Origin of the sequence: Rhizobium sullae, from assembly GCF_900169785.1 — a bacterium.
Taxonomy (GTDB): domain Bacteria; phylum Pseudomonadota; class Alphaproteobacteria; order Rhizobiales; family Rhizobiaceae; genus Rhizobium; species Rhizobium sullae.
The window spans coordinates 1-20,103 of the sequence record NZ_FWER01000027.1 but is presented as its reverse complement, the minus strand read 5'-3'; the positions used below and the strand labels follow the sequence as shown (position 1 = coordinate 20,103).

The 20,103-nt window shown below is 59.5% G+C and carries 21 protein-coding genes and 1 pseudogene; 10 read left to right on the top strand and 12 right to left on the bottom strand.

Annotation, left to right across the window (positions count from 1 at the left end; translation table 11 throughout):
• Nucleotides 1-138 precede the first annotated feature (138 nt).
• From urtB to BN1800_RS22640, 8 genes are all read left to right on the top strand, one after another.
• Nucleotides 139-1,032 (top strand): urea ABC transporter permease subunit UrtB, encoded by an 894-nt coding sequence (gene urtB, locus BN1800_RS22675; protein WP_087001292.1) that lies wholly within the window; start codon nucleotides 139-141, stop codon nucleotides 1,030-1,032.
• A gap of 1 nt (nucleotide 1,033) precedes the next feature.
• Entirely contained in the window at nucleotides 1,034-2,173 is a 1,140-nt protein-coding gene (urtC, locus tag BN1800_RS22670; protein ID WP_087001290.1) for an urea ABC transporter permease subunit UrtC, read from the top strand.
• 1 nt (nucleotide 2,174) lies between these two features.
• Nucleotides 2,175-2,924, top strand: coding sequence for an urea ABC transporter ATP-binding protein UrtD (gene urtD, locus BN1800_RS22665; protein WP_087001288.1), 750 nt, complete (start codon nucleotides 2,175-2,177; stop codon nucleotides 2,922-2,924).
• Nucleotides 2,924-3,619: an urea ABC transporter ATP-binding subunit UrtE gene (gene urtE / locus BN1800_RS22660; RefSeq protein ID WP_087001286.1), complete on the top strand. Its 696-nt coding sequence runs from the start codon at nucleotides 2,924-2,926 to the stop codon at nucleotides 3,617-3,619. The genes urtD and urtE overlap by 1 nt, the downstream gene beginning before the upstream one ends.
• A 28-nt stretch (nucleotides 3,620-3,647) precedes the next feature.
• Nucleotides 3,648-5,399, top strand: a complete 1,752-nt coding sequence (locus tag BN1800_RS22655) for a nitrilase-related carbon-nitrogen hydrolase (RefSeq protein ID WP_179213866.1) — start codon at nucleotides 3,648-3,650, stop codon at nucleotides 5,397-5,399.
• Nucleotides 5,400-5,410: 11 nt separating this feature from the next.
• On the top strand, nucleotides 5,411-6,565 hold the full coding sequence (locus tag BN1800_RS22650) for an iron-containing alcohol dehydrogenase (RefSeq protein ID WP_087001282.1): 1,155 nt from the start codon (nucleotides 5,411-5,413) through the stop codon (nucleotides 6,563-6,565).
• A gap of 235 nt (nucleotides 6,566-6,800) precedes the next feature.
• Entirely contained in the window at nucleotides 6,801-7,892 is a 1,092-nt protein-coding gene (locus tag BN1800_RS22645) for a type IV toxin-antitoxin system AbiEi family antitoxin (RefSeq protein WP_210191289.1), read from the top strand.
• Nucleotides 7,893-7,957: 65 nt separating this feature from the next.
• Nucleotides 7,958-8,584 carry a hypothetical protein gene (locus BN1800_RS22640; RefSeq protein WP_244564605.1) on the top strand — a complete coding sequence of 209 codons (627 nt, stop codon included), beginning with the start codon at nucleotides 7,958-7,960 and terminating at the stop codon, nucleotides 8,582-8,584.
• Nucleotides 8,585-8,612: 28 nt separating this feature from the next.
• On the opposite strand, the gene BN1800_RS22635 is transcribed toward BN1800_RS22640, so the two are convergent.
• The 10 genes from BN1800_RS22635 to BN1800_RS22590 form a co-directional block, all read right to left on the bottom strand.
• Nucleotides 8,613-9,692 (bottom strand): ABC transporter ATP-binding protein, encoded by a 1,080-nt coding sequence (locus BN1800_RS22635; RefSeq protein WP_087001279.1) that lies wholly within the window; start codon nucleotides 9,690-9,692, stop codon nucleotides 8,613-8,615.
• Nucleotides 9,689-10,489 (bottom strand): ABC transporter permease, encoded by an 801-nt coding sequence (locus BN1800_RS22630; RefSeq protein ID WP_087001277.1) that lies wholly within the window; start codon nucleotides 10,487-10,489, stop codon nucleotides 9,689-9,691. The genes BN1800_RS22635 and BN1800_RS22630 overlap by 4 nt, the downstream gene beginning before the upstream one ends.
• A gap of 1 nt (nucleotide 10,490) precedes the next feature.
• The gene (locus BN1800_RS22625; protein ID WP_087001275.1) at nucleotides 10,491-11,369 is read right to left on the bottom strand and encodes an ABC transporter permease; all 879 of its coding nucleotides are present in this window, start codon (nucleotides 11,367-11,369) and stop codon (nucleotides 10,491-10,493) included.
• A 119-nt stretch (nucleotides 11,370-11,488) separates the two neighbouring features.
• Complete coding sequence (locus BN1800_RS22620) at nucleotides 11,489-12,499, bottom strand: ABC transporter substrate-binding protein (RefSeq protein ID WP_087001273.1); 1,011 nt, start codon at nucleotides 12,497-12,499, stop codon at nucleotides 11,489-11,491.
• Nucleotides 12,500-12,537: 38 nt separating this feature from the next.
• On the bottom strand, nucleotides 12,538-12,870 hold the full coding sequence (locus tag BN1800_RS22615; protein ID WP_087001271.1) for an NIPSNAP family protein: 333 nt from the start codon (nucleotides 12,868-12,870) through the stop codon (nucleotides 12,538-12,540).
• 5 nt (nucleotides 12,871-12,875) lie between these two features.
• Complete coding sequence (locus BN1800_RS22610) at nucleotides 12,876-14,339, bottom strand: aldehyde dehydrogenase (RefSeq protein ID WP_087001269.1); 1,464 nt, start codon at nucleotides 14,337-14,339, stop codon at nucleotides 12,876-12,878.
• Nucleotides 14,340-14,343: 4 nt separating this feature from the next.
• Entirely contained in the window at nucleotides 14,344-15,384 is a 1,041-nt protein-coding gene (locus tag BN1800_RS22605) for an LLM class flavin-dependent oxidoreductase (RefSeq protein ID WP_087001267.1), read from the bottom strand.
• Nucleotides 15,381-16,316 carry a flavin reductase family protein gene (locus tag BN1800_RS22600; RefSeq protein WP_087001265.1) on the bottom strand — a complete coding sequence of 312 codons (936 nt, stop codon included), beginning with the start codon at nucleotides 16,314-16,316 and terminating at the stop codon, nucleotides 15,381-15,383. The genes BN1800_RS22605 and BN1800_RS22600 overlap by 4 nt, the downstream gene beginning before the upstream one ends.
• Complete coding sequence (locus BN1800_RS22595) at nucleotides 16,313-17,155, bottom strand: alpha/beta fold hydrolase (RefSeq protein ID WP_087001263.1); 843 nt, start codon at nucleotides 17,153-17,155, stop codon at nucleotides 16,313-16,315. The genes BN1800_RS22600 and BN1800_RS22595 overlap by 4 nt, the downstream gene beginning before the upstream one ends.
• A 17-nt stretch (nucleotides 17,156-17,172) precedes the next feature.
• Nucleotides 17,173-17,775 carry an amino acid synthesis family protein gene (locus tag BN1800_RS22590; protein ID WP_087001261.1) on the bottom strand — a complete coding sequence of 201 codons (603 nt, stop codon included), beginning with the start codon at nucleotides 17,773-17,775 and terminating at the stop codon, nucleotides 17,173-17,175.
• Nucleotides 17,776-18,195: 420 nt separating this feature from the next.
• Between BN1800_RS22590 and BN1800_RS22585 the strand changes: the two are divergent.
• Nucleotides 18,196-18,485 (top strand): annotated as a pseudogene (locus BN1800_RS22585) (type II toxin-antitoxin system RelE/ParE family toxin).
• A gap of 10 nt (nucleotides 18,486-18,495) precedes the next feature.
• Nucleotides 18,496-18,804, top strand: a complete 309-nt coding sequence (locus tag BN1800_RS22580) for a HigA family addiction module antitoxin (RefSeq protein ID WP_179213865.1) — start codon at nucleotides 18,496-18,498, stop codon at nucleotides 18,802-18,804.
• A gap of 54 nt (nucleotides 18,805-18,858) precedes the next feature.
• Here the strand turns inward: BN1800_RS22580 and BN1800_RS22575 are convergent, their stop codons facing one another.
• The gene (locus tag BN1800_RS22575) at nucleotides 18,859-19,554 is read right to left on the bottom strand and encodes a GntR family transcriptional regulator (RefSeq protein WP_087001258.1); all 696 of its coding nucleotides are present in this window, start codon (nucleotides 19,552-19,554) and stop codon (nucleotides 18,859-18,861) included.
• Nucleotides 19,555-19,695: 141 nt separating this feature from the next.
• Nucleotides 19,696-20,103: formyltetrahydrofolate deformylase (locus BN1800_RS22570; RefSeq protein WP_143534056.1), on the bottom strand; the 408-nt coding region annotated here is incomplete at its 5' end.

The following is a 20,103-nucleotide window of genomic DNA, read 5'->3' as shown; positions in this document are numbered from 1 at the left end:
TCGTCCCGCCATCAATGGATGGCGGGATCATGTCTCGGCAAGGCCGGCCTCCCCTTTCTTCCGCAAGCTGCCATCCTGCGTTCAGGACGGGCAACGGGCAGGAAGTCCCGGCCCGCCCTTCTCACGAACGGTGGCGTTATGCTCGACATTCTCTTTATCGGCCTCAGTCTCGGCTCGATCCTCCTTTTGGTGGCGCTCGGCCTTGCCATCACCTACGGCGCCATGGGCGTCATCAATATGGCCCATGGAGAGATGGTGATGATCGGCGCCTACGTCGCCGTCCTATCCGGCATCTGGCTGAAAGCAAGCCTTCTGCTCGCCATCCCTCTGGCCTTCGTCGTGACGGCCCTGCTCGGCCTGCTGATCGAGCGGGTGGTCGTCCGCCGGCTCTACGGTCGTCTCCTGGACACGCTTCTCGCCACCTGGGGCATTGCCATCCTTTTGCAGCAGGCCGTGCGGCTCGAATTCGGCCTGTCCTTTTTTGGCTTTCATGTCGAAGGTCTGGGGGCCGGCCTGCAGAACGTCGCGGTGCCTGCCTACCTTCAGGGCACGTTCAGGCTCGCCGGCGCGGACATCAACGCCTACCGCACCTTCATCATCGCTGTTACCGCCGCGCTGACGCTGGCAACATGGTTCATTCTCTACCGGACGGCGGCGGGCATGCAGGTTCGCGCCATCATCCGAAATCCGAAAATGGCTGGAGCCTGCGGTATCGACGTGAAACGCGTCAACGCCATGACTTTTGCTTTCGGTTCCGGCCTTGCCGGCGTCGCCGGCGTGATGATGTCCGGCTTCAAGACCGTCTTTCCCGATATGGGCACGACGATGGTCGTCGACGGCTTCATGGTCGTAGTGACCGGCGGGGTCGGCAGCCTTTTCGGCACCATCCTGTCCTCGGGCCTGCTTGGAGAGATCAACGCGCTGGTGGCCATCGGCACGAACGACATTCTGGCGCGTGCCGTTGTGTTCGGCGTCGTCATCCTCGTCATTCTCGTCAAGCCCAGCGGGCTGTTCTCGTTTAAGGGACGTTGACATGAGCATCGAACGGAAATTCCAGATCGCCGCCTACGTGCTTTTCATCGCGGTGATCTTTGCAGCGCCTGTTTTCGGCGACGAATTCTGGCTGAATCGCATTTCGAAGTACCTGGTCTACGGCATGCTGGGCGTCGCCATCGGGCTCACCTGGGGATATGCCGGCATTCTCAATCTCGGCCAGGGACTGTTTTTCGGTCTTGGCGCATACATGCTCGCTATGTCGCTCAAGCTGTCGAGCCCGACCAGTCTCCAACAGGGCTCTGACAGGCCGGTTCCGGATTTCATGCTCTGGAATGCCGAACCCGGCGCTCCGACGGAGCTTTGCTGCATCAACAAGGGCTCCTTCCTCTGGCTTCCCTTTCAAAGCCAGTCCGTTGGTCTCGTGCTCGGCATTGTGCTTCCGGTGGTGATTGCCGGCGCACTCGGCATGCTTGTTTTCCGCAAGCGCATTTCCGGCGTTTTCGTCTCGATCATCACGCTGGCGCTCGTTCTTCTCGTCCGTCTCGTCATGGTCGATGCGCAACCGATCACAAACGGCTTCAACGGCCTGACGGATCTTGGCTGGCTGACGATCGGCGGCATCGAATTCGATCCCTACAGCAGGGCGACCTATTATCTGTGTGCCGTATGCCTGTCGCTGACCCTCATCGGTGCCCGTCTTATCGTCGAAACCCGCGCGGGCATGATCCTGCAGGCGATCCGCGACGATCATGTTCGCGCCCGGTATCTCGGCTTCGACGTCTCGCTCTACCAGGTGTTCTTCTTTGTCATTTCGGCGGGGATCGCCGGCGTTGCCGGAATGCTCTATGTGGTCGTCGCGGAGTTTGCCTCGCCGACATTCATGGATCTGTCCTTCTCCGTGACGATGGTCGTCTGGGCTGCCGTCGGCGGCCGCTCGTCCCTGCTTGGCGCCTGCATCGGTGCGATCCTGATCAACATGATCGAAGCGGAGGTCAGCGAAACAGAAGCGCTGGTCGAGGCATGGAAGGCGATCATCGGTCTCATCTTCGTGCTGGTCGTGCTGTTCATGCCGCGCGGCCTTGGCGGTCTTGCGCACGATGTGCTGCGGTGGTTCGTCCGGAGGCGCAAACCAAGCGAGGACTTTCCGGCCTTACAGCAGCAAAGCGAGGCATTGTGATATGAGCGCCATCGCATTGACCATCGACGGTCTTAGCGTCGATTTCGGCGGCTTCCGCGCCGTCAACAATGTCAGCATCACCGTCTTTGACGGCGAATTGCGGGTGCTGCTCGGCGCAAACGGGGCCGGCAAGACAACCTTGATGGATCTGGTCAGCGGCAAGACCCAAAGCACGCAGGGCAAGGTCTTCGTCTACGACACCGAGATCACAAACTGGCCCGAGCACCGTATCGCACGCGCGGGAATTGGCCGGAAATTCCAGATCCCCAGCGTCTTTCGCGACCTTACCGTGCGGCAGAATCTGCAGGTCGCCAATTGCCGCAATCCGTCGGTGTTCGCCAATCTTCGCTTCGGCTTTTCGCGTGCGGAGGCAACCCGCGTCGACGACGTCCTTGCGCTCATCGGCCTCGAGGCCGAGCAGGACGTGATGGCCGCCTATCTCAGCCATGGCCAGACGCAGTGGCTGGAGCTCGGCATGCTCATCGTCCAAGATCCCAAGGTGGTTCTGCTCGACGAGCCGACGGCCGGCATGACCCAGGCGGAAACCCGCAAGACGGCCCAGATCATCAACAATCTCAAAGGTCGCCATACGATCCTCGTCGTCGAACACGACATGGGGTTCGTCCGCGAAATCGCCGAGCGCATCACCGTTCTCCATCTCGGAGAGGTTCTGGCGGAAGGAAGTGTCAAGGATATCGAGCGCAACCTGAAAGTCCGTGAAGCCTATCTCGGTTCGAAAGGAATATCCTGATGCTGTCGTTGAAAGACGTGCACAGCTATTACGGCCGCAGCCATATCCTGCACGGCGTCACGCTCGATGTTCCGGCCGGGAAGGTGACGAGCATTCTCGGCCGCAACGGCACCGGCAAGACGACGCTGTTGAAAACCCTGATGGCATTGACCGACCGCATGACGGGCGAGATGCGTCTTCAGGAAAGGGACATGGCCGCATCCCCGACGCATGAAAGGGCAAGGGCCGGCATCGCCTACGTCCCGCAAGGCAGGGAGATCATTCCCGATTTCACCATCCGCGAGAACATCCTGATGGGCGCCTTTGCGCGAACCGATGGCAAACGCGAAATTCCAGCGCTGGTGCCGGAGCTTTTTCCGTACCTGATGGCCAACCTCGATCGACCGGGCGGCGTGCTTTCGGGCGGTCAGCAACAGCAGCTTGCCATCGCCCGCGCGCTTGCCGCCGACCCCAAGGTGCTTCTTCTCGATGAACCCAACGAAGGTATTCAGCCATCCATCGTCGAGGAGATCGAAAAGATCATCATCCGGCTCAATCGCGAGATCGGCATGACGATCGTCCTTGTCGAGCAAAACGTCGCCTTTGCGCGGCACGCGTCCCACCAGTTCGCGATGCTGGAGAAAGGACGTGTGGTCGCGGCTGGCGCGATCGACGCGCTCTCCGACGCGCTTGTTCATCGGCATATGGCTGTCTGAAACAGCCGGGCATCCTTTCATAGAGACAATGGGAACAACAATGACATCGACACAAAACTACACCGCCGCCACCATTCAGTTCGAACCGACCATGTTCGAAAAAGCGCGAAATATCAGCCGGCTGGCGGCTCTTTGCGAGGAGGCGGCGGAGGCAGGCGCACGCCTGATTGTCACCCCCGAAATGGGCACGACCGGCTATTGCTGGTTCGACAGGGCCGAAGTGAAACCTTTCGTCGAGGCAATCCCCGGACCGACCACGGATGTTTTCCAGGCCATTGCCAGCAAACACCGCTGCTATATCGTCGTCGGCATGCCGGAAGTCGATCCTTCGAGCGAACTCTATTATAATACCGCTGTCCTGATCGGCCCTGAGGGTATCGTTGGCCGGCACCGCAAGTCGCATCCCTATATCGCGGAGCCGAAATGGGCTGCCAATGGCGACATCGTCCACGAGGTTTTCGAAACGGAAATCGGCCGGATCTCCATGCTGGTCTGCATGGATCTGCACTTCTTCGAGACGGCGCGACTGGAAGCTCTGGCGGGTGCCGACATCATTTGCCACATCTCCAACTGGCTGCAGGAGCGCACGCCTGCACCCTACTGGATCAACCGCGCTTTCGAAAACGCCTGCTACGTCATCGAAAGCAACCGTTGGGGATTGGAGAGAACCGTGCAGTTTTCCGGTGGAAGCTGCGTGATCGAACCCGATGGCAGGGTGGCCGCATCTATCGATACGGGCGACGGGATAGCCTATGGCACGGTCGATCTCGCCCGTGCCCGCCGCCGCGAGGTGCTGTCGGAACCGGTGTTCAAGTCCCGCCGGCCCGAACTCTATATGAACATGATGACCAACAGCTTCACCTGGAATCCGGGCGACTACTTCCGTCTCTATGGCTACCAGCCGATCCCGCGCGGACGCGCATCGCGCGCCGCGGTCGCCCAGTTCGCCCCGTCCTGCGTCATCGCCGACAATCTTGCCCGAATTGCCGATCTAGCAGCCGAGGCGAAGACGACGACAGCGCCGGACATTCTGGTTTTCCCGGAACTGTCGCTGACCGGACTGGAGGCACCTCAAACCCGAGCGGAGCCACTCTCGGGCCCGACGGTATCCGCCTTCGTTCGTCTGGCAATGAAGCTCGGCTTCTATCTTGTCGCCGGATTTGCCGAAGCGGATGGAGACAAGGTCTATAACAGCGCGGTTCTCGCTGGCCCCGAGGGACTTGTGGGAAGCTACCGCAAGACGCACCTCGGCATTGCCGACGCCTGGGCGACGGCTGGCGACGAATGGAAGGTCTACGATCTCGCCATCGGCCGCGTCGGGCTCGCGGTCGGCCATGACGCGCTGTACCCGGAAGCTATCCGTTCGCTCTCGCTGATGGGATGCGACGTGGTGGTCTGCCCATCGGCCATTGCCGGCACCTTCACCGGCAGCCATGGCGGCACGAAAATCCCCCACAACTATCCGATCCCCAAGGGTTCCGACCCCTATCACTGGCATGCGTTGCGCGTGCGCGGCGGCGAGAACAACGTCTATTTCGCCTTCGCCAATGTGCTGGATACGGCCCGGGGATACCAAGGCAAGAGTGCGGTGTTCGGGCCGGATTCCTTTGCCTTTCCGCGCCAGGAATCTGCGATTCTCGACGAGGACGGGATTGCTGCGGCAACCGTCGACACCACCAATCTCGATACTCCGTATCCGACGAATATCGTCCGGCGCAAGGACCTGGTCGTTATGCGCCAGCCGCATCACTATCAGCCGCTCGTCAAATGGCATCAGTGAGAGACCGGTACATGTCCACATTCACATTTGCGACCGTCCCGCAGATCATTGCAGGGCCGGGCTGCATCGCCAGGCTTTCGGAGCTGAAAAACCGGCTCGGGTCGCGTGTTCTGCTGATTTCAGATGATGGGGGAGTCAAGGCGGGACTGGTGCAGCCGGCCCTGGCGAGCCTTTCGGCAGGTGGCGCTGGAACATCGCTCTTTACAGGCGTTGTCGCCGATCCGCCGGAAGCCATCATTCATGCGGCTGTGGCGCAGGCGATCGAGTTTGGCGCAACCGGTGTATTGGGCATCGGCGGTGGCTCGTCGCTCGATGTCGCAAAACTTGTAGCTCTGCTCTGCAGAAGCGGCGAAGCACTCGATGATATCTATGGAGTGGGCAAGGTTAGTGGGCAGCGTCTGCCGCTGGTGCTTGTGCCGACAACGGCGGGCACCGGATCAGAAGTCACACCGATTTCCATCGTCACCACGGGCGCATACCAGAAAAAGGGCGTCGTATCGCCGGTGCTGCTACCGGATGCTGCCGTTCTCGACGCCGAACTGACGCTCGGCCTTCCACCAACCGTGACCGCTGCAACAGGGATTGACGCCATGGTGCACGCCATCGAGGCGTTCACCTCCGCAAGTGCAAATAACAATCCGGTTTCCCGTACCCTTGCCAAGGAGGCTCTTCGGCTTCTCGGGGCGAATATCGAGATCGCCGTGATGAACGGAACTGATCTGGCCGCCAGACAGGCGATGCTGCTCGGCGCGATGTTGGCCGGCCAGGCCTTTGCCAATTCGCCGGTCGCTGCCGTCCATGCGCTCGCCTATCCGGTCGGTGGCCGCTATCACGTCCCGCACGGCCTTTCCAACAGTCTTGTCTTACCGCATGTCCTGCGCTTCAACGCGACCGTGTGTGGCGATGCCTATGCTGAGCTGGCGCCTTGCCTGTATCCTCACCTTGAGCCTGCAGGTCAGGCCGAGCGGATTTCCGGCTTTATCGAAGGATTGGCGATGCTGCCTGTGCGCCTGAACCTGCCCGTACGCCTGAGAGATGTTGGAATTCCCAAGGACGGACTTCCTCTGCTAGCGGAAAGTGCGATGGAACAGACCCGTCTCCTGGTCAACAATCCGCGCACGGTGTCGCTGCCGGATGCTGTCAGGATCTACGAAGTCGCTTGGTAAAAAGGTGCAGGACGCCAAGGTCGCGCCATATGTGACAACACCGACAGAATTTTGGTCGCTCTTGAAGGGAATCGAACCGTCGCCCCGTCGCTTGCTTTAGCTAAGTCTTTGATCCATTGGCTATTACGTGGGATGGGCGCTAATGTCGCTTGGGCGAGGGCCGCAGAAACTTCACTGAAATCGCCAATTTCACTGAAATAGGCTATTTCACTGTCCGATGAAAACCCATGAACGAATGAAAGAGATCGAACATGAGCTTGCTGACGCGCTGCGCCAGCAGCTGGAACGGATTCCGTCGCTTGAGATCGAGTCAATGAGCAAGGACTGGGAAGTGAGCATCAGCCGCAATATGGCGCTGGCGCGCCCTGATATTCTCGCCCGTGTCAAAATGGCAGACCGAAAAGTGACGCTGGTCTGCGAGGTGAAAGAGCCAGCATACCCGCGCCAGGTCCGGAGCGCGATTGATCAGCTTTATGCTTATATGACGCGATATCGGCTCCACGATGATGCCGATGTCGTCGTGCCCGTTGTCGGGGCCTCGTGGCTGTCTCCCGAGTCCCGCGATATCTGCGCGGAGGCGGGAATGGGCTGGCTGGATCTTGCCGGCAACTGCCGGATAGCCTTCGACGGCGTCTATATCGAGCGGGAAACAGCCGACAAACCGAAGCCGGCGGCGCGCAACTACCGTGCCGTGTTCTCGCCAAAGGCGGGACAGGTACTGCGCACACTTTTGCTCGATCCAAAACGGGCCTGGAAGGTCAATGATCTTGCCGAGGCCTCGGACGTCAGCCTCGGCCATGTGAGCAATGTCCGATCGGCACTGCGCGACAGGGAGTGGGCAAAGGTCGATGACGAGGGCCTTCACCTGACCGCTCCGGACGCGTTGCTAGATGCCTGGTGCGACTCCTACGAGCCGGTCCGTGGCAAGCGGTCGTTCTGGTACAGTATCCTCCATGGGCGCCAGTGGGAGGAAACGCTTCGCGCAGCGTTGGACCGGCCCCACGCGGCAGGGCACGCGATGCTTGGCGGTCTTTCGGCAGCGCAGTGGCTCGCTCCCTATCTGCGCGGCAACATGACGACCCTTTATGCGGACCCGGCGGTCATGCCGGAACTGATCGAGGCGCTGAAGCTGAAGCCATCGAAGAGCGGCGCCAATGTCGAAGTTATTGAACCGGATGATCCGGCCATTCTGAAGGAGCGTGTCGAGATTCCCGGGGCGCCACCCGTGTCCTCACCGGTCCTCACCTATCTTGACCTTTCGCGCCTCGATGACCGAGGGCGCGAGGCCGCTGAACATTTGCGAGAACAGTTGCTAAAATGGCATTAGAGCCTGATCCACAATCCGCCGCCGACTACACCAACCGCGTCAGCGACGCGGTCAAATCCGCGCTCATGGAGATCGGGCAGATCCTTGGGAGCTTCGAGGGCAAATTCGCCGTTGTCGGCGGAGCGGTGCCGTGGCTGCTTCTGGAAGCCGATGACATGCAGCACGTCGGCACTATCGACATTGACCTGACGCTGACCGCGGAGGCGCTTGGTGACGGCGAGTATGTGCGGTTGGTCGAAGCCCTCATGGGCCATGGTTACGCGCAGAGCGCGGAGCACCGGCGGTTCCAGCTGGTTCGCACGATTAACGTGGCCGACGGGGGGCCGCCCGTCGACGTCATCGTTGACTTCCTGATGCCGCGTGATGCTGAAATTGAGAAGAACATCCCGCCTCTTCTGTCGGAATTCGCGGTGCAGCGCGCTTCAGGTGCGGAGCTCGCCGTGCGTTTTCATCAACTGACGGCGATTGAAGGCGAGATGCCTGGTGGTGGGCATAATCGCGTGCAGATCGCCGTTGCCTCGATCCCGGCGCTGCTCGCCATGAAAGGCCATGCTGTATCCGTCCACTCCATGGCTGGAGCCCTCGCGCCGCAGACCGGAACATCTTCGTCTCGCCTGTTGCCGGATTACGGATCGTCGTTGCTTGACGACCTTCGGCTTCTATCCAGCGGTGACGCCTTGACGGAACAGTGAAGGATCGTTGAGCGTCGTGGGAAAACCTTCAGCAGAATACGTGAGCGGCACCAGGATCGAAGTCGAGATGCACGTGATCGCCACGGCTAAGCCCGCTGATCGCCTCGTGGCCAAACGGCAGGCGCACCGCCAGTGCCTCGCCCGCAACCGTTTTGGTGGATACATGAATATTGTTGCCGAGGAAGGTGATGTCGCTGACGGTTGCGGCAAGACTGCTTGCTGTTCCCTGACTGCGCGACAGCCTGATACGCTCGGGCCTCAGCATGAGGGCTGCTTTGGCGCCAGAGGCCGCGTTGCCATGCACGGGGATCTGGTTGAACACCGCATCACCACCAAGGGAGATCGTCGCTTGTCCGTTGAACGACGACAGCAGATCGCAGGAAATGAAGTCGCTATCGCCAATGAATTCAGCGACAAAGCGCGTCCGAGGACTGGCGTAAAGTTCAGGGCCGGTCCCGATCTGATCGATAGCGCCCTTCGAGAAGACGGCGATGCGATCGGAGAGCCTGAGCGCCTCCTCCTGGTCGTGCGTCACGTAAAGGATCGTCACTTCAGTTTGCTGGTGGATCCGGCGTATCTCATGCTGGATTTCCTCACGCAGCTTCTTGTCGAGCGCGGAGAGCGGCTCATCCATCAGAAGCACGGGCGGATCGTAGGCGAGTGCTCTGGCAAGCGCGACGCGCTGCTGCTGGCCACCGGACATTTGCACCGGCTTGCGATCCTCGAACCCTTCGAGCCTGACAAGGCGCAGCATCTCCTTCACCTTGGCATCGATCTCCGCCTTGGACTTGCGCCTGACCTTCAGCGGAAAGGCGATATTCTCTCCCACCGTGAGATGTGGAAACAGGGTGTAGCGTTGGAACACCATGCCGATGTTGCGCTTGTGCGATGGCATGGCGAGCAGGGTCTGCCCCTCCAGGGCAATGTCCCCCTTCGTCGGATTTTCAAAGCCGGCCAGGATGTAAAGGGTCGTGCTCTTGCCCGATCCGGACGGGCCGAGAAAGGTCAGGAACTCGCCGCGACGTACGTCAAGGTTGACATCGTGTACCGCGACGACCGGGCCGTATTCCTTGCGGATGCCTCTGATCTGAAGAAAAGAATCATTCATTGTTTCAGCACCTTGCGTACGACAGCGACAAAGGCCATCAAGATGATCGTCAAGAGTATGAGGAGGGTCGATGCGGCCGCGACGACGGGCGTTAGGTCTTGCCGCAGCGTGGCCCAGACCTTCACGGGCAGTGTCTGAAGCGTTGGGCTGGACATGAAAATCGCCACCACCACTTCATCCCAAGACGTTAGGAACGAGAAGACAGCCGCTGAGAACAGTCCATGGCTAATCGCCGGCAGGGTAACCCTGATCTTCGCTTCAAGGGGAGATGCACCGCAAAGCACGGCGGCATCCTCGATGGATTTGTCGAAGCCTTCCAGCGCACTGGAAATGGCGAGGATCGAGAATGGCAACGCCAGAACGAGATGGGATATCACGAAACCAACCAGCGTGCCGCCAAGGCCGATCCTCAGAAAGAAGGCATAAAGAGCAACCGCAAGAACGACGACGGGAAGTATCATCGGTGTCAGGAACAGCGCCTTCAAGGCATCGCGAAACATGAACGTTCCGCGGACCAGTCCGAAGGACGTCATAAGCCCGAGCAGCACCGACAGGATCGTCACGATGACCGCGATCTTGAAACTCGTCCAGGCCGATTCCAGCCATCGGGGATCGGCCAGAAGGTCCTGGTACCATTGCAGCGTCCAGCCAGGAGGCGGAAAGATCAGCCATTGCGAGGAGCCGAAGGATAGCGCTGCGATAAAGACGATGGGCAGCAACAGAAAGGCTGCGGTCAAAACCGTAATCACAACAAGGATGTATTTCCACCAGCCGAGGCGATCGAAATTGAGCAGCATATCAACGCCCTCCCGGGTTCTGGTTACCGACGAAACGCAGTTGCACGGCGTAAAGCGACAGAGTTACCACAAGGAGAACCAACGCGGCTGCGCCTCCCATGCCCCAATTGACCAGCGACTGCACGAACTGCGCGATCAGTTCTGCGAGCATCATGTTCGCCGTGCCGCCGAGAAGCGACGGCGTCACGAAGTAACCCAGCGACATGACGAAGACCATCAGCGCACCGGCCGCCATTCCCGGCACGGCCAACGGCAGGAGAATGCGTGTGAGACATTGCCACCGGTTCGCCCCGCAAAGGGCAGCCGCCTGCAGGATCGACGGGTCGATCTTCCTGATCACACCGTAGAGCGGCAGGATGATGAAGGGCAGCATTATATAAGTCATGCCGATCGTGACACCTGTCAGATTGTTGACGAGCGGCAGCGGTTGGTCGATCAGCCCCATGCCCATCAGCATCTTGTTGATCAGACCCGTCCGTTGTAAAAGCACCATCCAGGCATAGGTGCGCGCCAGCAGATTGGTCCACATCGACAGGAGCAGGATTGCAAACATCACCGATGCCAGTCTTCCAGGCATGATTGCCAAGGCCCAGGCGACGGGAAAGCCGATCAGGAGCGAAATCCCAGTCACGAAAGCTGAGACGATGAAGGTGTTGGCAAATATCTTGAGATAGGTCGCCGATCCAAGCAGTTCGGCATAGTTACCTAAACCCGGGACGGGTTCCAAAACGCTTCGCAGCAAAAGTGCCGCAACGGGCACGATGAAGAAGATGGCCACGACGATGAGCGCCGGGACAACCCCACCGAAACCTGTCGGCTTCCGTGCCTTTGGTACAGCTATTGCTACGGCTACGGTGGGGGCATCACTAAACGTCGACATGACAATCCTTCCCGACGGCGAATTCCGGACTGGCGCCTAAGAGCCTGGAAGCGGCACAGACGCTGCGTTCTCGGCACGGCGGGCATTGCGCCGCCGTGCCTGGTGATCTGCTCTTCAGCCTACTTGGCTTGCCAGGCGTACCAGCGTTCGCCGATCGCATCGCGGTTGTCTGCCCAGTAGGCCATATCGGCATTGACCTGGCTGGCCGTCTGCTGATCGGGTAGTGTTTTCGCCGTCTCCGGATCCATCAGTTTGGCCGATTCAATATTGGTCGGAGCGTAGCCCGTTTCCTTTGCAAACGCTGCCTGCGCCTCTGCGGATGTGGCCAGCGCGATGAACTTCATAGCCGCTTTGAGGTTCGGCGCTCCCTTCGGCACGACAAGCGAATCCGCAGCGGTAATGTTCTGTTCCCAGGAGGTCTCAGCCTTGACGCCGCTTTTGGCGAGCGCCGTCATGCGGCCATTCCAAAGGCTGCCGAAGGGCGCTTCGGCTGAGGCGAGCAACTGCTGCGACTGGGCGCCGCCCGACCACCAGATGATGTCGGATTTAATCGTATCCAGCTTCTTGAAGGCGCGGTCGAGGTCAAGTGGATAAAGCTTGTCGGCCGCAACGCCGTCGGCCAGCAGCGCAGCCTCGATCACACCGGGAGCCGACCACTTGTAGAAGGTGCGCTTTCCCGGAAATTTTGCCGTGTCGAACAGGTCCGCCCATGTTTTCGGGCAAGCGCTGACGGCATCGGCATTGCAGCCAACCACGAAGGAATAGTAGAAGCTGCCAACGGAATAATCAGTGACGAACCGCGGGTCAAGCTTTGACTTGTCGATGACGGAGAAGTCAAGCTTCTCAAGCTGGCCGTTCTTGCCGGCCTGAGCGGCATAATCCCCTTCGACGTCGACGACATCCCAGGAGACCTGTCCTGCCTCGACCATGGCCTTCAACTTGCCATAGTCCGTCGGGCCATCCTGTACGACGGGGGTGCCGGTGTCGGTGGTGAATTTACTTGCCCATGCGGCCTTCTGCGCGTCCTGCGTGGTTCCCCCCCAACTGGAGAAGACGAGGCTTTCGGCTTTGGCCGGTGCGGATGCTGCGATGAGCGCGGCAACTGCTGCGACAGCGAATGTGGTTTTCATGTTCCCTTATCCTTGTTTTGGTTCGTCTCGCTTTTGGATTATGCCGTCAGCGCGCGTCTTTCCTTGGGGGAGAAGTTTGCTGGCTTCATAATCTTGTTTTCCGCCACCTCGATGAGGTCACGAATCTTTGGCAGGAAGGCTTGCCAGCGCGGATCGGCCATCAGCCTCTGTCGTCTTGCGTCCCGATCGTCCAGGCTGGCAAAAGCCCAGATGTGGACGATCTCGTTGATGGTTCCAATCTCCGAAAAGAAGTAGCCAACCAGTGCGCCGAGATGGCTCTTCTGGATTTCTATGCCCTCTTCTTCCACGACCTTGAGATATTGCGGAATCGTGCCGTTCTTCAGCCTGTAGGTCCGGATCTCGTAAAACATCGGCGTCACCTCATCACGAACGGATCGGGGATCGGATCGTCAGACGTCCGGAGCCAGATCGTCTTGGTGCGGGTATAATCGAGAGCCGCAGCCATGCCGCCTTCCCTGCCATGACCGGACAGGCCGAAACCGCCGAACGGCGCGATCGGTGATACCGCGCGATAGGTATTGACCCAGACAATCCCGGCCCGCAGGCCCTTCATCAGGCGGTGGGCGCGGGTGAGGTTCTGAGTGAAGACGCCGGACGCCAGGCCGTAGCGCGTATCATTTGCAAGCCTCAGCGCTTCGGCCTCGGTCTCGAACGAGACGACTGAAAGAACCGGTCCAAAGAACTCGTCGACTAGCGAGGGCGACGCGACATTGTCGCAGTCGAGTATCGTCGGCGGGAAGTAATAGCCCTTCCCATCAGCCTTGCGTCCGCCTGTGACGAGACGGGCTCCGCATGCCACCGACTTCTCGACGAGGGCCGCGATATTGTCCTGCTGGCGCTTAGTCGCAAGTGGTCCAACTTCGGTTGCCATATCGAGCGGAGGGCCAATCCGGATCGCTTCGGCCTTCTGCTGCAGCAGTGCCATGAACTCATCCTTGACGCTGCGCTCCACGATCAGCCGCGATCCGGCGACACAGCTCTGTCCCGTGGCGGCGAAGATACCTGCGACCTGGGCGTTGGCAGCACTTTCGAGGTCAGCGTCCGCAAAGACGATGAAGGGCGACTTGCCGCCAAGCTCAAGTGAGGTGGATGCAAGGTTTTCAGCCGAGTTGCGAACGATGTGCCGTGCGGTTTCTGGCCCACCTGTGAAGGCGACATGGGCGACCTTGGGATGCCTGCCGAGCGCTGCGCCGCAAGATGCGCCGAACCCCGTAATGATGTTGACCACACCTGGGGGAAAGCCTGCCTCATGCGCGAGGCGCGCAAATTCGAGAAGCGGCGCCGGACCGTCTTCGGAGGCTTTCACGACCATGGTGCAGCCGGCCGCGAGCGCCGGTCCGATTTTTACGGCGGACAGGAAGAGCTGACTGTTCCAAGGCACGACCATCGCGACAACGCCAATGGGCTCCCGGCGAAACCAGACATCCATGTCGGGCTTGTCGATCGGGAGGTAGGAGCCCTCGATCTTGTCGGCCATGCCGGCATAGTAACGATAATAGTCGGCGACATAGGCAATCTGAGCGGATGTCTCGCGGATGATCTTGCCGGTATCCCGCGTCTCAAGTTCGGCAAGCGTCTGAGCGTTTGCCGCAACGAGGTCAGCGAGTTTATAGAGCAGCCTGCCACGTTGCGTCGCCGTCATCTTCGACCAGGGGCCTTCATAAAGCGCCCTGTCGGCGGCGCTCACGGCCCGATCGACATCCGCTTCGCGCGCTTCCGGCATCTCCGCCCAGACCTTGCCGGTCGCGGGATCGATGCTCGGAAAGCGAGCTTCGCCATCTAAGAATTCGCCATCGATATAATACCGGAAACGCTGCATATACTTACTCCGAAAATGCCGGCATGACGTCGGCGATGAAGCGCTCAAGCGACGCCTTCTTGCGCTCGAAGCTCATACCGGTGTCGATCCAGAAGGAATATTCGTCGTAGCCGAGTGCTTCGTAGGACTTGAGGCGATCAATGACGGTCTGCGCGGTTCCCACGACATTGTTCGTGCGCATGACCTCATCCGAGAGCATCGCGTTCGATCGGATATCTTCGTCCGGAATGCGTTCAATCAGGCCTTGCGTGATCGGCTTTTCGTTTTTGAACCAGGCAAAGAAATAATTGTAGTAGACGCTCAGCTCATGCGCGGCCTGGGCGATGTCCTCCTCGGTGGAGCTGACATAGGTGTGACGAAGCAGCATGATCTTCGGCCGGTCTCTATCCGGGTTCTTGGCGCAGGCATCGTTGAAGCGCCCCATCAGTGTCTGGACTTCGTCATCGCCCTGCCACAGCGGCGTCACCTGAACATTGCAGCCGTTGGCCACGGCGAACTCATGCGAGTTCGGATCGCGCGCCGCAACCCATATAGGTGGGTGGGGGTGCTGCAGCGGCTTTGGCGCCGAGGTGGTCGATGGGAAGTTGAAGAATTCACCCTCATGGGTGTAGTCACCCTTCCACAAACCTTTGACGGCGGGGATGAGTTCGCGCATTCGCTGCCCAGCGCCCCAGGCATCAAGACCGGGCAGCAGACGCTCATATTCGAAAGAATAAGCACCACGGGCAATTCCGATGTCGAGCCTGCCGTCGCAAATGATGTCGGTCATCGCAGCTTCGCCAGCGAGTTTGATCGGGTGCCAGAAGGGTGCGATGACAGTCCCGGTTCCAAGCCTTGCCCGCGTCGTGCGCCGGGCCAGATCGGCAATGGTAACAAACGGATTGGGCGCGATCGTAAAGTCCATCCCGTGGTGTTCGCCGGTCCAGATCGCGTGCATGCCGCCTTTGTCGGCGATCTCGCAGAGAGCCACGAATTCCTCGTAGAGGTCCTTGTGGGTTTGGTCGGCGTCGAGCCGCTCCATATGAACAAAGAGGGAGAATTTCATGATCGTATGCCCTTGGATGGAATGGGACGAATAGTGCCGGCAGTCTCATCGCCAAAATAGATGCCGAAATTGCCGATCGAGCTTTCCATAGCGAAACGAGCGACGATGTCTGCGGTCGAGCTGGTCCTGAAACACGCCTGGGACAGAGCGTCCGGCTTCAGGAACCTGCCGTTTGCGGGCTCCCCTGACGAAATAGAAGCGCGATAGACGATATGTTGCTTTCCGTCGCTTTTCCCCTCGTAAACCGAATAGAGGAAGCCGATGCTGACCGTCAGTCCCGTAAGTGTCTCGAGGTATTCCTGGAGCTTTTCAGTCGGGTTGCCGTCATCGACATCGCAGGTCGGCAGCGAGAGGATATCGTCGCCGAGAAGCAGGACCTCTCCACGGCGTTCGACCACGGCACCGAGCTCGATATTGCCTTCCGTTGCCGCCGAAACAGCCTTGCTTGCCAGGATCGGCGTAAAATAGCCGCCGCGCGCATAACCGAGACCGTTGCGGCCGCTATTGTCGAAAGACTCCACGCGCCCCATCAAGATGACGTGGTCGCCGGCCTCGATGACCTGTTCCATGGCACATTCGAACCAGGCCGCCACATTCGAGAATATCGGGCAACCTACAGATCCCTTGCCCCACTCGACCGCAGCAAATCTGTCCTCGACAGGCCGTGCGAATGTATTCGACACATCCTTTTGCGTTTCGGAGAGCACGTTGATTGCAAAATGTCGTGCGCCCGTCATCGTCGCGTAGTTGCGCGACGTCTTTGCCAGGCAGACAAGCAGGAGCGGTGGATCAAGGGATACGGAGGTGAAGGAGTTTGCCGTAAAGCCGATCGGGTTTCCGGCCTTGTCGTTGGCGGTCACGACAGTCACGCCGGTCGGGAACGCGCCGAATGCGTCGCGCAGGGCCCTTGGGTCGACAGTCTGGATTGTCATCGTACGTCCTCCCCGAACGACAGCCACTCCGCGAGCAGCGAGTTTACGATATCCGGCGCTGTCAGGTTGACCATGTGACGATGGCCTTCGACGATGCGGACCGAGCCTTGCGGCGCAAGCGCCGCCATTTGTACCGCCATCAGCGGCGTCGAGTTCGGATCATCCGATCCTGTCAAGAACAGCGCGGGTCCTGCCACGTCTTTCCAGCGATCAGCAAAGGTCGCGTCTCCTCCGGCGAAGGCCGAATAGGCGATGGCATATCCCTCCGGATCGACAAGATTCAGCCACTTCCGCGTCAGCTCGCGTGCAATCGCACTGTCGGGATCATCACCGAACCAACGGACCAGAGGCCCCTCTTTGTCCACGCCCGACTGAGAAATGGCCGCGGCGCGCGCAAGCACGGCAGCCTTTGCTTCCGGATCTCGCCTGTATACGCCGTTGAGGTAGGCAACACGCTTGATCCGGTCGCCGAACGTCGCCGCCGCGCCCCCGGACACTAAGGCCCCCATGGAGTGCCCGGCCACGTTCACCGCGTCCAATCCCATCTCGTCCAGAAAGCGCCCGAACCAGGCCACGAAAGCCTCAAGCGGGCTGCCCACCGGCAGCTTCCTGCTTCCACCGTGCCCAGGCATGTCGACCGCGATCACGCGATGACTTGCAGACAGGCATGCTATCTGTGGCCCCCAGGCTTCGAGCCGCATACCGACACCGTGGATGAGCACAAGCGGTTCACCCGTGCCGGCTTCGTGATAGGCCACGCCACTTGCCGTCGCGTCCCTGGCAAAGGCACCGTAGGCCTTTGCGCAAGCGCCTTGCGTGGTTGATCCAGCGATCTGCATTTCAGCGCCCAGCCTTCTCAAACACCGGCGGGATTGGCGACGTCTTGGCCAAGATCCTTCAGATCCTGATAGCGGTCGCCGATGCGGTGATGCGGGCGCCCACCTACCGACGCGCCAAGCGCCACCACAATCTCGTCGGCTGCCGGCGCATCGGGAATGGCGGTCTGAATGGTCAGGTAATGCGAACGGCGACCTTCATCATTCTTGTCCATCAAGGGGATCATGATCGGCGCGTTGGCCGGACCGCGCGTATTGCAGAAGGCAAGATAAGACTTGGCGCCGACGGCGTTGCGGTAGTGATTGCCAAAACGCAGTGTGTGGATCAGCGCAGAGGCATGCTCGATTTCGCCATCGAGACCGACGAGCGCGGCCTTACCATAACCTTCGACGGCTTCGCCCGAACCAACGGCTTCGATGATCATGCGCGTCAGCAATTCTCCCAGCACAGGCGCGCCCGCGTGGATTTCCGGCTTGAGGTCCTCGACAAAGCCTTTGCCTGCCCATGGATTCTTAACCACCGCGAAAGCCGAATACAGTTTCAGCGGTAGCGGCGCGGCCTTTCCGCCTTCGATCAAGGTGGTTTCAATTTGCAACAGCGTCTTGCGGATCTGGATGCTCATGCGACGTCCTCAGCTACATATGGTGTTATGGTATGCCATAATATTAATTCGTCAATAGCCTTTATCCGGATGGAATAATTGGGGCGTCATTCTCAGATATTGTGTATTTTTATCAGTTACTTAGATAATGCGCGCTCGAATCGCACCCTTCACATGCAAGTTCATAGAGGCAAGCCATCTCCGCTCATTGGGGGAAGCCGCAGGCTTCGCACATCGTTTCTGGCAACAACTCGAGGCAATGGGTTCGGTCCGCCCCGAAGTCTTTGAGCGTCGGAACCCTCAGCCCATACGAAGTGCGACGAAGACATCGATGATGCCTTCTCCTGCAACAGGACTGTTGTCATCTGAGCCTTGCGGCGGGGGAAACGCGTTCCCATAGTCCCATAGAGCGGTACATTGCGACTACTTTGGAGGATTGGAGTGATCGCAGGGTTTCGGAATGGGTGGTTACGGGCCTTCTTCGTGGAGGATATAAGTTCTCGCAATATTCCGTTCGATCTCGAAAGCCGCTTGTTTCGCAAACTCCAGATGATTGACGATGCGACTCCCGATCAAGACTTGAGGGTACCGCCGAGCAATCATTTCGAGAAGTTAAAAGGCAATCTCGACGGCTTCCATTCCATCCGCGTCAACAAGCAATGGAGGCTGGTGTTCCGATGGACGGAAGCGAAGCGTCTGACCTATATCTTGACGACCATAGCTATCGATGAGGTGACAAAAATGTTGATGACCGCGCGTAAGCCGGCGACAGTCGGGGAAATTCTGGTGGAAGAGTTCATGCAGCCGTTTGGCCTGACGCAGTTGGCTTTGTCCGAGGCGATGGGAGTTCCGCGCAAACATGTGAACGAGCTTTGCAACGCTCGCCGCACCGTGACAGCTCCGACCGCGCTCATTCTGGCGCGTGTTTTCGGCAATAGTCCCGACTTTTGGCTCAACGCGCAGCGCCGCACCGATTTGTGGGAAGCGATGCACTCTCCGCGTGAGATTGAGCGAGTCGGACGTGCCAAACCTCTTGCTTCCGCAGCGTGAGTAAGCAGCGACCGCCAGGGAAGGGACCGCCGCTTCACATCAACGGCAAAGATGTCAGGCAGCCGGCGACTGGGCCGAGATCACGGCCTCGGCAATGGCTGCCGCACTTGTGACATGGTCCATCGCCGCGCGATAGGCACCCTCGCCATCCCCCCGCCTGATCGCCTCGATGATCCGCTCCATCTGTGCGGGACCCTCGATATTGCGGTTATCCGTCTTGATTGTCATCGAGCGGAGATGATTGATCCTGACAGTCAGCAGGTTGACAATGCCCCAGGCAACGCGGCGATCGACCTTGCTGAAAAGCACTTGGTAAAAAGCCGAGGTACTGGCAAGCACGCCCGGCATATCTTTTTTGCTGTAGCATTGGCGAATATCGTTCAGCGCGGCCTCGAGTGCCTCAACTATTGCAGGATCGCGACGCTCGGCGCAGAGACGCGCCGCCATGCCCTCCAGAGCTCCGCGTATTTCATAGATTTGCCGCGCTTCATCGGCATCGAGCTGGGCCACGATCGGGCCCTTGTTCGGAAGATTCGCAACAAGGCCTTCCGACTCAAGATGGCGCAGCACCTCGCGAACAATCGTCCGGCTCACACCAAGCTGGGCGCAGAGATCTCGCTCCACCAGACGATCACCTGGCTTGAAATGACCGCTATCGATGGCCTCGCGAACCTTGTCCAGCGCCAGTTCGCGCAAGGTTTTCGCGGGCCGCTCCACTTTGATCGTCGAATCTTTCAAACCTACGGTCATTGTCCGCCCCTGTCTTGATATGACATGCTCGCGGTGTCGCACGGGATGCAACACGGCCACACCATATTATGGCGTACCAAATACTTATCGACAGGGTCGGACGATTGCAACTGGTGGCGCAGTTATTCGCCACGCTGCTTTTTACCCCATACGCTCGGATGCGTAGCTGCCCGGGCTTGGCGGAAACACGATGGTGCGGTTGCCATTGATGAAGGTGCGGCGATGGATATGGGCGTGGATGGCCCGCGCCAGAACCTGCGCTTCGACGTCGCGGCCGAGCGAGACATAGTCTTCAGGGCTCTGTGCGTGGGTGACGCGCACCGTGTCCTGTTCGATGATAGGGCCTTCATCCAGGTCGGCGGTGACATAATGAGCCGTCGCGCCGATCAGCTTTACGCCCCGACCGTAGGCCTGTTTGTACGGATTGGCGCCCTTGAAGCTCGGCAGGAAGGAGTGGTGGATATTGATGATCTTGCCGGACATCTCGGTGCACATGCGGTCAGACAGGATCTGCATGTAGCGTGCAAGCACGATGAGTTCGGTGCCGGT